Raw genomic sequence first — 15,784 nt, 5'->3', positions numbered from 1 at the left:
AGTTTATCGAAAATTCATCAAAAGCTTTTGATTCTAAAACCAAAACAGAGCAAGTCGATAAGGAAAAGAGTGCTCTTTATAGTAAAATAGGTCAATTACAAGTTGAGAATGATTTTTTAAAGAAAGTCTTGGACAAATGAGTAAAGTATGTTTATATAGATATTTGGGCAACATGGTGCGGTCCTTGTATAGGTCAGATTCCTTCATTAAAACAAGTTGAAAAAGACTATCATGATAAAAACATTGAATTTGTAAGCATCTCTATAGACGCAAGAGCTGATCATGATAAATGGAAGAAAATGGTTGATGAAAAAGAACTAGGTGGTGTACAATTAATGGCCGATAAGGACTGGAAATCTTCTTTTATAACTGAATATTCAATTACAGGGATTCCGAGATTTATCTTAGTAGACCCAAAAGGGAATATAGTTAGTGCAGATGCACCTAGACCTTCTGATCCTTTACTGAGAAAGATGCTTGATAAATTGATTAAGTAATGCTTTAAACTTAATTAGTCATTTGAAGAATGGGTGATTTCGAAACAAAAAACGATTAAACACTTGGTTTATTGAAGTTTAAACAATTTACAATTATTTTTGGTTTTGGCTACGTATTTAAAAAATCTGAAACCTCTTTTTTAATAAATGATAATGCAGTTGCACTTGGCGATTCTTGTTCCATCATTTCTGTGAGAATAACTTCGCGTAATTTATCGGCTGAGGTTACTTTTTCAGACAATCCCGCTTTACGAACAAATTGTATAGTGGTATTCTTTGCTGCGATAATGATATTCCAACATTGATCGCTCATGTAAATTTGCTGTGATAAATTGTGATCAAACTCTTGTTCAATACTCATAATTAACAAACGCTCATAATCGTCTTTATCGGAAGATGTTGGCGAAACGCGAATCAATAATTTTGAAGGCGCCATGCGTTCCAAAAACAAGGAAAGTCGCTCGTATGCTTGCAAACGTATTGGCAACGCTTCTTTTTGTGCATCTTTATGCAATAAATAACGTCTTCTTTTGTCTTCATTGGTCATGTGATCTCTAAAGAAAAAATAGGCAATTCCTCCCGTAATAATCGTAGGAACGCAATACATTAACAAGTCAAAAATTTTATCTTCCATAAAAATAGCAGTTTTAGCAAACATAATATGTTTTTACTAACTAGGCAAATAAACATTTATTGTGTTTGTGTGATGTGTTTGACGTGAATTTGAGGTAAATTATTTTGTTTGAAAAATTATGTCGTTGCAAACAGTTTACTTACAGCTTATTCCTCAACTTTCACAAAAAAACTACGCCATTTTTGGCCTTTTAATGTTGCAGTATACAAAATATTATTCCCTTCAATTTTATCGACTTTTATATTCATCACATCACCAACTTCATACGGAAAGTTTGGAATCGTTACTTTTTGCATGGTCATATTATATTCACAATCGTTAACCCAATCTAATTTTGATTGTATGATATACTTTCCATTATTATGGTATTCTGTGTGATTTTCTCCATCGATGACAACCTTAATTACCTCTTCAGAATCTCCATATATAAATGTGCCTTCGTGTAAAATTTCGCAATCATTAGCGACAGTTTTTACAGTTGTAAAAGCCATTAATGAACACATTAAAAGTGCGAAAGCGAATAGAATTGTTTTTTTCATAGTCTGTTTATTTTTATCTAAAAAACGGCTTCAACCGCTCATTATGGGTTAAAATTAGCGATTATTTTCGGTTTGCTATAGGTTTTAGAAGTTTTGTGAGAATTTTGACGTTGTTGCATTTATATGACGAACTGTATTCAAAAACAATAGCGATTCAAGTATATACCAGAATCGCTATTGTTTATATAATGTTGTTGTAAGTTACTTTCTAGAGTGCAGTCCAATAGTATTGCCATCAATATCCATTAAAATAGATACAAAGCCAAAAGCTCCGATTGACATTTTTGGTCTAATTATTTTTCCGCCAGCTTGTACAACTAAGTTTTCTTCAGTTATGCAATCTGCTGATTCAAAGTAAATAATAGTGTTGTTGCTGTTTGGTATAAAGTCTTCTTTTTCTACCAATGCGCCAGTAATATTTAATCCTTTTGGATCAAACGGGAAACCAGATTGTTTACCGAATTCAATAGGGAAATCAACAAGTTTTATGTTAAAAACAGTCTCATAGAATTTTTTAGCAGTAGCTAAGTTAGAAACATTAATATCAAACCAGTTTACAGGATTTACATTTTTCATCTTTATTGTTTTTTATATTTTGTTGCGTTATTGCAATGCAAATATGCGATGGCTTTAAAAGATAAAATTGTAAAAATGGGACATGCTTATTCTTCGCTATCAAAAATCAGTGACATTTTTAAATGCTCGCCGTAAAATTCTTTCGGCGTTAAGCCTGTAAATTCTTTAAAATCTTTGATGAAATGTGCTTGATCAAAATATTCGTTTTCATAAGCCAAATCAGTCAAACTTGTCACTTCTGTTGTTAATAGTGTCTTTAATGTATTTTGAATTCTTATGGTCTTTGAAAGTTGTTTGGGACTTAAACCAATGGTTGACGAAAATTTACGAGTCAGTTGCCTGCGATTGATATTGTTTTTTTTAGAAAGTTCATTCACAGTAAATTGTCCATTTGCATTTAAAATTGTTTCAACGGTTGATGCTACAATGGAATCAATGCTCTTTTTGTCAGTTAATCGGTTTAGCAAAAATGTTTCGATTAATTGTATTCTTTCGGAAGTTGAGTTGGCTTGTAAAATTTGTGTTCCAATTGCTGTTCCTTCGTTACCAAAAAGTGCATCTAAAGGTACTGCTGTATTTTGAATTTCTTTTATGCTAATGTTTGCAAAAGGTAAAAATCCGTTTGGTTGAAACCGAACTACAAACGAACCTGTAACGCCAAGTGGCTCCACAACATACGGACGTGTCAATTGCCCGATTAAAAAACATTTAGGTAAAATGATACTTTCTGTATCGTTTATATGATGTTTGTACGTATCGCCATAATGAAAAATTAATTTCATGGTTCCATCAGGAATAATGGTGTTTTTTAAGGGCGTATTTTCAATAGTACTTTCCAATGTCCAATAACATTTAACCCATGCTGCTAAATTTTCGTGTGGTTCAAATATTTTTGGTTTCATTGACTGTATTGCTTTTATTTAGATGGTTTCTTTTTACGAAATCTTGCGGTTTAATTGATTGTTTTAAAACGAAAAGAATCTGTATAAAGATACAAAACAATATGTGCAATTTTTGAACTGTATCACATCTAGAAAAATACTTTTAGAACTTTTATAAAAAATAAGCTTTATTGTTTACATTACGCTAAAATCATTCTGCATACATGAAATGAGCATATTAACAAGTTTTTTACTGAAGAAAATGATTAATAGCGAATACCATGTGACCAATAAAAAACAATAGATATTAACGCATGAAAGCTGTTACTGTTTCCGTACTTAAAAAAGAATTGAAAGAACATTCGCAAGAAGAACTGATTGAAATCTGCTTAAAACTGGCAAAATTTAAGAAGGAAAACAAAGAATTACTTACCTACGTACTTTTTGATGCACATGACGAAGACGAGTACATTCGCGAAATAAAAGAAGAAACCGACGAAGCATTTTCAAAACTGAATCATGATAGCTTGTATTATGTAAAGAAAAGTGTGCGCAAAATATTACGGATGCTCAAAAAATACATTCGCTACTCTAAAAAGAAAGAAACGGAAGCTGCTGTTTTATTGCACTTCTGTGGAAAGTTGAAAGAGTTAAAACCATCACACCAAAGAAGTGTGCAAATGAATAATATTTACGAGCGGCAATTAGGAATGGCAAAAAAAGCCATTAGTACATTGCATGAAGATTTACAATATGATTTTATTTTGGAGTTAGAAGAATTGGAAAATAACTAAAAGTTTTTGAGTTTAGAAAGTTTATAAGTTTACACTTCGACATGCTCAATGTAAACAAATTGACGAATCAACAAATCAAACCAACAAAAACCTATTTCCCGCCCAAATGCGCACATTCTTGCAACGATTCCATTCCTGAAAAAGGCACAGGCGTTTTCTGATATCGATACGTTGTATCTAAATCTTTTGATAAATGATGATCGTCCACATTTACAGTAACATCTCGCATCGTAAACTGGCATGGATGCTCATAACCAGCGGCATGTGTAATTTCGATAAATTCTTTTCGGAACGTTTTAAAATATTGTGCCAATCGCACAGACTTCAACGTCGGATCAATTCCTGCTTGCAACCATTTACTCTGTGTAGCAACTCCAGCAGGACATTTGTTCGTATGACATATCTGCGCTTGAATACAACCAATACTCATCATGGCTTCACGCGCTACATTAATACAATCAACACCCATAGAAAATGCCATGGCAGCTTTGGCAGGAAAGCCTAATTTTCCACTTCCAACCCACACAATACGTTCTGTTAGTCCTTTATCTTGAAATAATTTATATAAATCGGCAAAACCATAAACCCAAGGTAATGACACGTGATCAGCAAAACTTGGAGGCGCAGCACCAGTTCCGCCTTCACCACCATCAACGGCAATAAAATCAGGGCCTTTTCCAGTAGCTTTCATAATATCTGCTAATTCTTCCCATTGTTCTAGTTTTCCAATCGCAGCTTTAATTCCGACAGGCAAACCTGTTGCTGCTGCAATTTCTTCTACAAAGTCGACCAATTCAGGAACATTTGAGAACGCTTTATGATTTGGAGGCGATAATACAGTTTTACCAACTTCAACACCTCTAATTTTTGCAATTTCTGGTGTGATCTTTTTTCCAGGCAATACACCACCTTTTCCAGGTTTTGCTCCTTGTGATAGTTTGACTTCAATGGCTCTTATAAATGGATTATCTTCGACTAGTTTGACCATTTTTTCCATAGAAAAACCACCATCTTCCGCACGCACACCAAAATATCCTGTTCCGAAGTGAAAAACCACATCGCCACCGTGACTGTGATGTGGAGATAATCCGCCTTCTCCAGTATTGTGATATGCGCCAGCCATTTTTACACCTTTGTTCATAGACTCTACCGCTTTTGCGGAAAGCGAACCAAAGCTCATGGCAGATATATTTATAACTGAAGCCGGACGAAACGGACGTTTTCTTTTATTGAATTCACCCATAACTTTTGCACAAGGTAAAAATGATTTATCTACAGTATTTGGATGATTTTCTGGAACTTTATACGGCATCATGGCATTATTGATAAACATGTGATGATGTGCATAAATATCTCTATCAGTACCAAAACCTTCGTAATTGTTTTGTTTTTTGGCAGAAGCGTAAATCCAGCCGCGTTCAATACGATTGAATGGCAATTCTTCTCGATTGTTGGCTACAAAATACTGGCGAATTTCAGGACCGATACTTTCAAACAAATACCGTATGTGTCCAACGATAGGGAAGTTGTGACTTATGGTATGTTTTCTTTGGGAAATATCGCGAATAGCAATAATTACTAACACAATAAGTATCCAAAGCCACCAAGAAATTGAGCCAAGAAAAGAAAGAATCGTATCCATAGTTTTAAAAAGGTTTGCTCAAAAATAAGAATAATACCATTTATAACTTGAAATTATCGTAATAAAACGCCCCTTTTTCCTTTCTACCTCAAAATAAAAAGAAGTTGTAGCTCAGGCTATACCTTAGTTTTCTTTTTTGTATGAAGAAAAAAATCATCATTTTATTTTACAGTAATTTCAAATCACAAATGGTATAATCTGTTTTGAGAAGCAATTCTTTTATTTTTTTTCAATAAAAAACGCCTAAACTTGGAGTTTAGACGCTTTACTGATTAATAATTAGAATTTAGTTTAATTTTCTGGTAGTTGTTCTTGTATACCGTACGTACTAAAGTTTAAGAAATTTCCAGGATGCGCTAGTGCGTTTTGCAAGATAAATGGTGTGTCTGGTGCTGTTCCACTATACTGCGTACTTCCATTCATATCAATATCATTATTATTATACCCAGAAACCGTATACGTAGGGAAGTTTAAAAAATTTCCAGCGTCGTTCAGTACGTTTGATAAGATACTTGGCGTATCAGGACTCGTTCCTGAATATTGAACTACTGTATCTCCATTAGCATTTCCTGCCCAAAGTGCTAACACATTGTTTGATTGATTTGATTTTTGCCAATTTGCAGTTGGTCTATTAAGCAATGGTAACATCACAGTTGCTTGTGCATTTGTGCCAAAAGCAATTGGATTTGAAGCATTTGTAAAATCTACAAATGTAAGTGTATTATCAAGCTGTACTGTGTTTGCTGTCATTACTCCTAAATGATTGCGATGCTTTAAAGTGATATAAAAGCTATTGTACGGAATTGAAAATTCTATATTAGAAAAACCATCAACCGCAACAACATCGCCATCACGTTGCAGTAGGGCAGAAGTACTTGCTATAACTACGGTATTATCGGTTTCATCGCGTAATTCTATCCATATCCAATCTACAATATCATTTTGTAAAAAACCTCCTCTAGCGGCAGCGCTTCCTCCACTAAACACAGAAGCATCACAAGTTAAACCATCTGGATAAGGTGATGTGGTTGGTAAGTAACCAGCAGTACGTAAATCATCACGCATTAAACCATTTGTATTTCCTAATAATGCACCTTGTAAATTTACTTTTGGTGTTAGTCTCAATTTAAATTGGTATTCGTAAGCACCTACATCTATTGCTGTACCGAGGTTACGTGTTTCTCCTGTAATATCAGTTGTTTGTGAGTTTGATGCGGTATTCCCTGAATCGATTAAAACACCTGTTTCTGAAGGAAGCAAACCATCGTCTGCTGTGCCAAAAATATTGTCTAAACCATCAATGTCAGCACTATTTGTGAATGGGTCTGCTATAAGTTGTGTGAAACCTGCAGGCGAACCAAATTGTGCTGGGGCTGTTAAAACATAATTATTAGTGCCTGATACTGTAGAGTTATTTCCTAAACCAATGTCTCTGGTATTGTTATACATTACAGTATTTGTAATTGTAATTGTACTATTACTATTAGCAATAAGTGCAGACCCATTTAAAAAAGTAGATGGTGAGGTATTATTAAAAACAGTAAGGTTGGTTAATATGGCGTTACTTGATGTATCATTATAAATTGCTGGACCTGCATCAGAAAAGTTATTGGCTATTAATACATTAGTTGCAGTAAAAGATGCAGCTTTGTTGTACATACCGCCGCCAATACCAAAGCCTACTGTATTATTGTTATGTATTACAATATTAGTATAACTCGTATTAATGGTTTCTTTATTATAAATACCTGCACCAATATCTGCAGTGTTATCACGAATAATTAAATTAGCAAATACTGTACTAGAATTATGGTTACTAATCCCAGCACCAAGTCGCCGTCTTACATCTATACCTTCAATAGTAAGGCCAGTTACTTCATTAAAAGTGGTTAGTCCACCTTCTATAATAAAACCGTCAAGTCGTGTTTCTGCATTGTCTAAAACAGACGTTACCACATGATAGGTATTATCTGTGGAAGATGACGGATTGCCTATGTTACCACTTAGTATGGTTGGGTTTGAAACAATATCGCGTTGATCAATTGAGGTTTCAGTAGCATTAAAGCCACCATATATTTTTATGCCATTAGGTAAATGAAACGTATTGTCACGAGTACTTATACCTGCTGTAATTGTGTTATTTCTTGGAAGTGCACTAGGGGAATAAGTCCCGCTAGCTACCCAAATTTCGGTTATTGTTGAACAGCTAAGTGAAGCAATAATAGCGTCTTGTAGATTAAAAAAACCAGTTTCCCAGCTGGTCCCATCAAAATCACTTGTAGCGGATTGATTGACATATAATCTGGTCTGAATATTATCTACAACCGTTACTTGTGCTGTTTGCGAGCTTTCATTTCCATAAAAATCCGTAACACTTAAGGTTACCGTGTTTGCACCTATCATAGAAATGTCAAACGTATCTATATCTATCGTTAGTGATGCGATGCCACAATTATCAAAAGAACCATTATCTATGTTTGCTGCGGTTATTGTTGTGGAGGAGCTACAGGTTAAGTTTAAGGTAATGTCTTGTGTTATGACTGTTGGGGAAACAGTATCAAAAATAGTAGTATCTGTATTCACCCAGTTGCTTGCAGCACCAGTTAATGCCACATTGGTTAGTTGTAAATTATTTGCATTACTTGAAGTATCTAAAACACTATTAACACTGCTATTGTTTGAATTTTCAAATCCTTGGTTAAAATTGTAATGCGCTACTAAATCTGTTCCAGATGGAGTAGGTGTACAAATAGCTGTGCCGCCTACTTTGACGGTATTCCAGATACGTATATCGCCAATATCACCTTTAAAATATTCATTTAACGGAAAATCGACACCAACATAAAGGTTGAGGCCAGCTCCTGTTGCTGTACCAAACTCTGATGCAAAAGCACCAATAGCTGCACCATTTACATACACAGTTGTACTACCAGAATCATCATCAGTTATGGCTATATTATACCATTGGTTCTCACTAAAGGTGTAAGGGATAGTTTGGAAGCTACTTCCGTTCCAGAAGCCAATACCAGTAAGATTGCCTAATAGATTAAACAAGTATTTAGTGCTACTGCCAGTACTATTACGATAGCCTAAAATGGTTTGCGATGTTGTTTTTGTTTGCGGTTTAATGCGCATTTCTATAGTCCCTGTAGTAATATCTAAAACTGAAGAGTTTGTTGCCACAGCATAATCGTCTACACCGTCAAAATTAAATGCTGTTGCAGCCATACAACTTGTCGTAAATGTAACACTAACACTCGAACTATTAATACAGTTTCCTGCTGTAGTATAGGTCACAGTATAGGTACCTGGTGTTGTTGTAGCGGTGTCAATTTCACCTGTATTCGGATGTATTGTAAGTCCAGTACCTGCAGAAAACGTTCCGCCTTCTAAACCTGTAATTGTAGGTGTAGGATAAGCAACATCACAACCATACATTGAAGCGTCGTAACTAAAAGCAGCATCATCAAGCGCAAAGACTTCTATGGTATCTGACGCTGAAATTGAGCAACCATTGTCTATTGTAACATCGTAAGTTATAATGTGTACACCTGCGCCTGCTATTGCTGGGTCAAAATTATAGGTCATTCCGTTGCCATCGTCTGTAACGCCTGGTCCTGAATATACACCACCAGACGGAGTAGCGTTACCTAATCCAGTTTGTACACCAGCATCCAAGCATACATCTGCTGGTGCCGTAAAGACTACCGTATCTAGCGCTAATACTGTTATTGTATCACTGGCTGTAGCCGCGCAGCCATTATCATTTGTATAGGTATAGGTAATGGTGTGTGTTCCTATACCAGCTGCGGCTGGGTTAAAACTATAGGTTATTCCATTAGCATCATTTGTTACACCTGGTCCAGTATATAAACGCGTACCTACTAAATCTGTACTTGCAGTAGCATTACCAGAAACGTAATTTAGAAGATCTCCAACAACTGTAAAATCGGTTCCAGAGATGAAGTTTATAGTTCCAGAAGCACCTATAATAGTGGTATCTGCTACGATATTTGGAGTTTGACCATTATCAAATGTTAGTGTTATGGTGTCGCCCAAAGCAGTTGCATTCACTAAATTAGCCGTGCCACCACTAGCTTCATTGTTTGCAGTAACGTCTGTAGATAGCATAGCTCCAGAGCTATCAAATACAATATCTCCTCCAATAAAACCACCAAACCCAAAAACATCATAATTAATATTTAAGGTAACCGTTGTAGATAGTATAGTTACCGCTGGAGTACCGCCACTAAGTCCTGTTTGAGTATCTGCATTCAAGCATACATCTGTTGGTGCTGTAAAAGTTGTATTTGGTACTGCAAATACTTCTATGGTATCAATAGCGCTATCAGTACATCCAGTGCCATCTGTATATGTATAAGATATAGGATGCGTGCCAACACCAGCAACTGCTGGGTCAAAACTATAGGTTGTTCCGTTGCCATCGTCAGTAACTCCTGGTCCAGAATACACACCACCAACTAATAGTCCGCCACCTAGACCATTTTGTACACCTGCATTTAAGCATAGGTCTGCTGGAGCTGTAAATGATAAGCCAAAAGTGCAAAGATCAAAACAAGTGAATCCAAAGAAACCCGTGTATGAAGAATTATTTGTATAGTTTGTTAAAGCAGAACAAGGTACGGTTACAGATATATCTCCTCGTCTTGTTTGATTAAATGAATTTAGAAAACTATCAGATTGTATTGTTGGTGGTAGGCCACCTAAAAAAGTAAGACTGTGTTGTCCACTATTTGGATTAGTTGGTATTGCAAACGAGAAAGCAAACCCTCCAATAGAGGTTATTCCACTACCTATAGTGACACTAGAAACTGGATTGTTAAAAAAAGCTGATCCTCCCATAGTTGTTACATTGTTAGGAATGGTAACACTGGTTAAATTATTGTTGTGAAAAGCGAAACTTCCTATACTTGAAACACTTTCAGGAATGGTGACATTTGTTAATTGATTAAGTCTGAAAGCACCACTTCCTATAGAGTTTATATTAGTACCCATAGTCACACTAGTTAATTGATTTTGTAAAAAAGCAGAATTCCCGATATCAATAACACTATCTGGTATGATTACACTTGTTAATTGAATATTATCAAAAGCAACGGCACCTATATTTGTTACTGTATAGGTTACATTAGCACCATCGGTAGCCATACCTGGAATTACAATGTCTAGATTTGTATTACCAACAGCTTTTCCTGTTACGGTTACGGTAGTGGGATTGGCTGTATTTACACTAAACGAAAAACCATTAAAATCAAAAGTTTGTGAAAATGTAAGGTTAGATACACATAGTAAGGCTACAAACAATATTTTTTTCATAATAAAATATTTTTTTTGTAAAAATAGTGTCTTAGCAAACGCCAGTAAATACGTAGCTTGTGCAAAAAATACGTAGGGGTACGTAGTTCTATTTTATATAGAAGCGAGAAGTAACTTGTTAGTCGCCACCCAATTGTTAAGTGCGTCTTGATCAGAGCTTAAATCTAATTTATTAATAATGTTAGATCTGTGTTTTTGAACAGTTCTTATGGAAATAAGCAAGCTCTCTGAAATTTCTTTTGAAGATTTATTGTCTGCAATTAGGCGAATTATAGTTCGTTCTGATGGCGATAATAGTTTTATTTTCTGAATTTTTGGAGAAATCTCTTTGTCAAATACATCATTAAATGTTGAACTGTAGTAATGTTCGCCATTAAACACGCTGTGTATGCACTTTTGAATTTCTTGAAAAGGCTCATCTTTAAGTAAATATCCAGAAATATTAAGCGTTTTGGCTTTAAATATAAAACGACTTTCTTTATGTGAAGTCAATACAATAAACTTGGTTTTTAAGTTTTTATCTTCACATTTTTTTATCACTTCAAAACCACTTAATAAAGGCATTTCTATATCTAAGATCGCAATATCTGGATTTAATCGAGTAATCAACTCTAATGCAATAGCACCATTTACAGCAGTATCAATCACATTAAAACCATTAGCCGTTAACTCTTCAGTTAAGCCTTTTAAAAGCATTGGATGATCGTCTGCTACTACAATTGTTAAATTTTTAGCCATTTTTCAAAGGGATTTTAGCTACGATTATGGTGCCTTTATTTGGTTTACTATCAATAGTTAACTCGCCATCTAATATACGAATACGTTCATACATGGTTTTTAAGCCCAAACTATGTTGCTTTTGCTTGTCTGAAACATCAAAACCTTTTCCGTTATCCTGAATGCCAATTTTAATCGTATTATCTGACTTTAATAAGTTAACAGATAGCGCTTTTGCTTGTGCATGTTTTAAACAGTTATGAATACATTCCTGAATAAAACGATAGCAATTTAGGGTTTGTTCTTCATTAAAATAAGCATCTATATTTTCAATATCTGCCGAAACAAATAAATCGGTTTGTTCATCAACATCCAAAATGAGTTGCTCTATACTTTCAGTGAAGCCTAATTGTTTTAATAATGGCGGATATAAACCACGAGAAATGGCACGTACTTCTTCTAATGTATTATGCGTAAGCGATGTAATTTCGTCTTGGTTGGTGCTTTGTGCTTTCTTTTTAATGAGTGTGAGTTGCTGACTAATACTATCATGCAATTCTTTAGCAATGCGTTTGCGTTCGTCTTCTTGCGATTGTATCAAACCTCGCGAAAATTCTTCTTGCAACTGCTTTCTTTCTTTTGCTTTAACTAATAACCAAACAAGAAAACCTATAATAGATAGCGATACCAAGGTGAAAAACCACCATTTCTTATAAAAAAACTCTGTGCTATTAATAGTTATTAATAACGATTCTCCAATTTTGTGTCCCGAAAAATCATCAGCTTCAATTTCTAAGATGTAGTTTCCTGCCGCTAAATTTGGAAATTGAATGGTATTCTTGTTTTTTAATTCTACCCAATTTTTATCATTTAAACGGTATTTATAGGTATAGCCTTTATGTTCAGCATCAATATATTTAAGTCCAAAATCGATATCTAAAGCCCGATTTTCACTAGGTAATGAAATGCTGTAATTATCTTTGAAAGTATTTCTATTAAATTCATCTTTAAAAACCTTAGCTGTTTTGTTATAATGTCTAACTCTTAAGAGTGTTAATTTGGCTGAATCTTTTTGTGTTTTTAATGCTTTTGAATCAAAATAATTTAAGCCTTTTATCATGCCAACGAAGAGTCCTTTATTCGTTTTTAAAGCACTGTATCTATTGGCTTCATAATGTGTGAAACCGTCTTTTTCTGAAAAACGTGTTGTTGTTTTATCTTCAGGATTAAAAGCGACTACGCCATTAAAAGTGTTGATCCACCAAAAATCATTATCCACTAAAATAGTGGCAATTCCAGCTTTGAATTCATCTTTGTATATCGTTGTAAAACTTTCATCCTCTGGATTAAAAGCTACAATAGTTCCCGAACGAGAACCCAATAAATATCCGTAGTCTTTATGGTAGTCTAACATTAAAGTAAAAGGATCTTCTAAGTCTGTTTTATTATTATAAAATGTGGCATTTTTTGTAACTAAATCATACGTCAGTAACCCTTTGTTTGTTCCAGCTACAATAAGGTTGTCATGTTTTTTTAGTTCGATATCATATATAAAAAGCGAGTCCGTTTTTAATAAAGGTGTATGTGTTTCTGTTTTCGTATTAAATTGCATTAAATTGTAGCCTTTAGTACCATACACAATACTACTATCATTTAGTTTTTCAAGACATATAATTGGGTAATGCCGATAACTTTTTGCAATTCTTGTGATCCTGTTTACTTTTATAATACCATAGTTTCCATTGGTCCATATAATGCTATCTTCAAGAATAATATTTCGCGATGAAGCCTTAAAGAGTTTATTGTTTAGGGTGATTTTATATGGGGAAACTTCATGAGTATTTGTGTTTATTGTAAACCAGTCATTATCTTCTGTGGTTGCTAAAATATTTTCAGTATCTAATGGTTTTATGGTTCTTAGTTGATAATCTGGTAGAAAATTTTTTACGGTAGTACTTGGAAATTTAAAATAGTGAAGTTTACCATTGGTTGCTATCCATACATCGTTATTTATATTTTTTGATTCAACTTTTAAACCATGAAGAGCATTTATATTAAATTGATAATCAGTTGTTAATGAATTATCTTTAAAAGAATGAAAAGAAATGCTTTTTTCGTTTGAAGCAATAATACGTGTGTTTCCAAAAGAATCTGTATACGTGTTTAAATGAATGTTTGGTAACTTATTATTTTTAACCCGTATAATATCTTTTTTGGTTTCATCTATTCTATAAAGATTTGGGTTGTTGAGCAAAAACACATAATGTGTATTATTTTTGATAAAAATTTCATCAATAACAATCTTTTTTTGCTGAGGAAATTCATGTGTATCTACCGCATCAATTTGTTTTAATAAGTTGCCATTCCAATCAAAAACTTTAGTTGTAAAATTATCATCAGAAATCAACACAAAATCTTTAAATGGAATAATTTTACTTGAGCTTTCCATGATAAAATTATTTTCAATACTCGTAAAACTAAAAATGGTTGCGGATGCTGCATCATCTTTCAGTTTTATAAGAGAAATTGTCCTATCTTTTTGAAGTAATACATACTCTTCATTGTTATACGAAACAACATCAGATACTCCTGTTTTTATAAAATCATAATCATCAATTGCTACTACATTAAAAACGGTTGTGTATGGGTCGAAGAGTAGTAATGTATGGCCTTTAGATAATTTACAAACAACATAAAACTTACCATCGTTTCTTTTGTATAATTGTTGTATTTCCTTAATTGGATTTTCGTATGCTGGTAGCGCTATATCATGGAATATTTTACCATTAAAACGCTGTAACACTAGTTTATTATTGCTAGATACAATGGTTCTGTTATCTAAATTACTTCCGCCTAACCATAAAAAACCATCAGTATCAAAACATAAAGTAGCGATATTGTCTATTCCTAAACCGTCCTGTGTAGTGTACGTCTTTTGAAATAGTGTATTAGATTGTGAAAACGATACAATTGTATAAAAGAATAATACGTATAATATACTTTTATTCATAGAGGACTTTAGAGGTTAGTTTTCTTATAATAGCAATGTAAAGATATCTAAAAAAGGCAAGTCGTCATTTTCTTGTTAATTGTTGAGGTAATCTAACGTAAGTTGTACAAAAGTTTTTACACCGAGTTTCATTCCACTTTCATCAATATAAAAATCGGGTGTATGATGTGAAGTTGCAGGTTTTCCAACAGGTTTTCCACCTAAAAAGAAATACAATCCTGGCACTTCTTTTTGAAAGAATGAAAAATCTTCAGCACCAGTAATGGCTTTAATTTCTTTTACATTGCTTGTTCCTGCTGCTTTTTGCAACGACGGCAACATTTGTGCGGTTAATTTTGGATCGTTGTATGTAATTGGATATCCTTTTTCAATTTCAATAGTCGCTTCGGCTCTGTATGCTTTCGCTATTGCGGGAACCATTTCTTTCATACGTTTGTTAATAAAAGCTTGCATGTCATAATCTAACGTACGAATAGTTCCGATAAGTTGTGCCTTTTCAGGAATGATATTGCTACGTACGCCGCTAGTAATTTTTCCAACCGTAATTACAGCGCCTTCTTTTGTTAATTCAGATTCTCTACTGATGATCGTTTGCAATCCATCAATAATTTTTACACTTGTCATAATAGGATCAACACTTGTCCAAGGTCTTGAACCGTGACTTTGCTTTCCTTTTACGTTGATTTCAAAACTTTGAGAAGCAGCCATTATTCCGCCAGATTTATAACTAATAGTTCCCACATCAAATCCAGCACTAATATGCAATCCGAAAATAGCATCTACATCAGGATTTTTGAGTACACCTTCTTTTACCATCATTTCTGCACCGCCTTCTTCACCTTTTGGTGCGCCTTCTTCTGCAGGTTGAAAAATAAATACAATAGTTCCTCTAATTTTATCTTTATGTTGCGAAAAAATTTCCGCAACGCCCATTAAAATGGCAGTGTGCGTATCGTGTCCACAAGCATGCATGACACCAGTATCTACGCCATTAAAAGTTGTTTGAACCTTTGATTTAAAAGGAACATCAGTACGTTCCGTTACAGGAAGTGCATCAATATCGGCACGCAACGCCACCACTTTTCCGGGCAAATCACCTTTTAAAACACCAACAACTCCAGTATGAGCTACACCAGTTTGTACTTCTAAACCTAATG

At 34.2% G+C, this 15,784-nt stretch carries 10 protein-coding genes and 1 pseudogene; 2 read left to right on the top strand and 9 right to left on the bottom strand.

Annotated elements, in window-relative coordinates:
- Positions 1-143 precede the first annotated feature (143 nt).
- A pseudogene (locus AB8B65_RS05865) lies at positions 144-497 on the top strand (TlpA family protein disulfide reductase); the annotation flags it as partial.
- Between the two features lie 109 nt (positions 498-606).
- On the opposite strand, the gene AB8B65_RS05860 reads toward AB8B65_RS05865, so the two are convergent.
- The 4 genes from AB8B65_RS05860 to AB8B65_RS05845 form a co-directional block, all read right to left on the bottom strand.
- Positions 607-1,131, bottom strand: coding sequence for a hypothetical protein (locus tag AB8B65_RS05860; protein WP_405299927.1), 525 nt, complete (start codon positions 1,129-1,131; stop codon positions 607-609).
- Positions 1,132-1,277: 146 nt separating this feature from the next.
- Positions 1,278-1,670, bottom strand: a complete 393-nt coding sequence (locus tag AB8B65_RS05855) for a hypothetical protein (protein WP_405299926.1) — start codon at positions 1,668-1,670, stop codon at positions 1,278-1,280.
- A 201-nt stretch (positions 1,671-1,871) separates the two neighbouring features.
- Positions 1,872-2,246, bottom strand: a complete 375-nt coding sequence (locus tag AB8B65_RS05850; RefSeq protein WP_405299925.1) for a VOC family protein — start codon at positions 2,244-2,246, stop codon at positions 1,872-1,874.
- Between the two features lie 86 nt (positions 2,247-2,332).
- Positions 2,333-3,148 (bottom strand): DUF6597 domain-containing transcriptional factor, encoded by an 816-nt coding sequence (locus AB8B65_RS05845; protein ID WP_405299924.1) that lies wholly within the window; start codon positions 3,146-3,148, stop codon positions 2,333-2,335.
- 293 nt (positions 3,149-3,441) lie between these two features.
- Between AB8B65_RS05845 and AB8B65_RS05840 the strand changes: the two genes are divergently transcribed.
- Positions 3,442-3,921, top strand: coding sequence for a hypothetical protein (locus AB8B65_RS05840; RefSeq protein WP_405299923.1), 480 nt, complete (start codon positions 3,442-3,444; stop codon positions 3,919-3,921).
- Positions 3,922-4,012: 91 nt separating this feature from the next.
- Here AB8B65_RS05840 and AB8B65_RS05835 read toward each other — a convergent pair whose 3' ends face one another.
- The 5 genes from AB8B65_RS05835 to AB8B65_RS05815 form a co-directional block, all read right to left on the bottom strand.
- A complete protein-coding gene (locus AB8B65_RS05835; RefSeq protein ID WP_405299922.1) occupies positions 4,013-5,563 on the bottom strand; it encodes an FMN-binding glutamate synthase family protein in 1,551 nt (516 codons plus the stop codon).
- 291 nt (positions 5,564-5,854) lie between these two features.
- Entirely contained in the window at positions 5,855-10,900 is a 5,046-nt protein-coding gene (locus tag AB8B65_RS05830; RefSeq protein WP_405299921.1) for a leucine-rich repeat protein, read from the bottom strand.
- A gap of 93 nt (positions 10,901-10,993) precedes the next feature.
- Entirely contained in the window at positions 10,994-11,638 is a 645-nt protein-coding gene (locus AB8B65_RS05825) for a response regulator (RefSeq protein WP_405299920.1), read from the bottom strand.
- Positions 11,631-14,627 (bottom strand): ATP-binding protein, encoded by a 2,997-nt coding sequence (locus AB8B65_RS05820; protein ID WP_405299919.1) that lies wholly within the window; start codon positions 14,625-14,627, stop codon positions 11,631-11,633. The genes AB8B65_RS05825 and AB8B65_RS05820 overlap by 8 nt, the downstream gene beginning before the upstream one ends.
- A 75-nt stretch (positions 14,628-14,702) precedes the next feature.
- The coding region (locus AB8B65_RS05815) for an amidohydrolase (protein WP_405299918.1) at positions 14,703-15,784 on the bottom strand (1,082 nt) is incomplete at its 5' end.

Source organism: Kordia sp., from assembly GCF_045105435.1.
Classification (GTDB): domain Bacteria; phylum Bacteroidota; class Bacteroidia; order Flavobacteriales; family Flavobacteriaceae; genus Kordia.
Note: the sequence above shows the minus strand (reverse complement) of the source record. Positions and strands in the feature narration are given on the sequence as shown.

Excerpts from the sequence above, each read along its gene's own strand:
- AB8B65_RS05825 (WP_405299920.1), bottom strand. The coding sequence starts at position 11,638 with ATGGCTAAAAATTTAACAATTGTAGTAGCAGACGATCATCCAATGCTT.
- AB8B65_RS05845 (WP_405299924.1), bottom strand. The coding sequence starts at position 3,148 with ATGAAACCAAAAATATTTGAACCACACGAAAATTTAGCAGCATGGGTT.
- AB8B65_RS05835 (WP_405299922.1), bottom strand. The coding sequence starts at position 5,563 with ATGGATACGATTCTTTCTTTTCTTGGCTCAATTTCTTGGTGGCTTTGG.
- AB8B65_RS05860 (WP_405299927.1), bottom strand. The coding sequence starts at position 1,131 with ATGGAAGATAAAATTTTTGACTTGTTAATGTATTGCGTTCCTACGATT.
- AB8B65_RS05820 (WP_405299919.1), bottom strand. The coding sequence starts at position 14,627 with ATGAATAAAAGTATATTATACGTATTATTCTTTTATACAATTGTATCG.
- AB8B65_RS05830 (WP_405299921.1), bottom strand. The coding sequence starts at position 10,900 with ATGAAAAAAATATTGTTTGTAGCCTTACTATGTGTATCTAACCTTACA.
- AB8B65_RS05840 (WP_405299923.1), top strand. The coding sequence starts at position 3,442 with ATGAAAGCTGTTACTGTTTCCGTACTTAAAAAAGAATTGAAAGAACAT.
- AB8B65_RS05855 (WP_405299926.1), bottom strand. The coding sequence starts at position 1,670 with ATGAAAAAAACAATTCTATTCGCTTTCGCACTTTTAATGTGTTCATTA.
- AB8B65_RS05850 (WP_405299925.1), bottom strand. The coding sequence starts at position 2,246 with ATGAAAAATGTAAATCCTGTAAACTGGTTTGATATTAATGTTTCTAAC.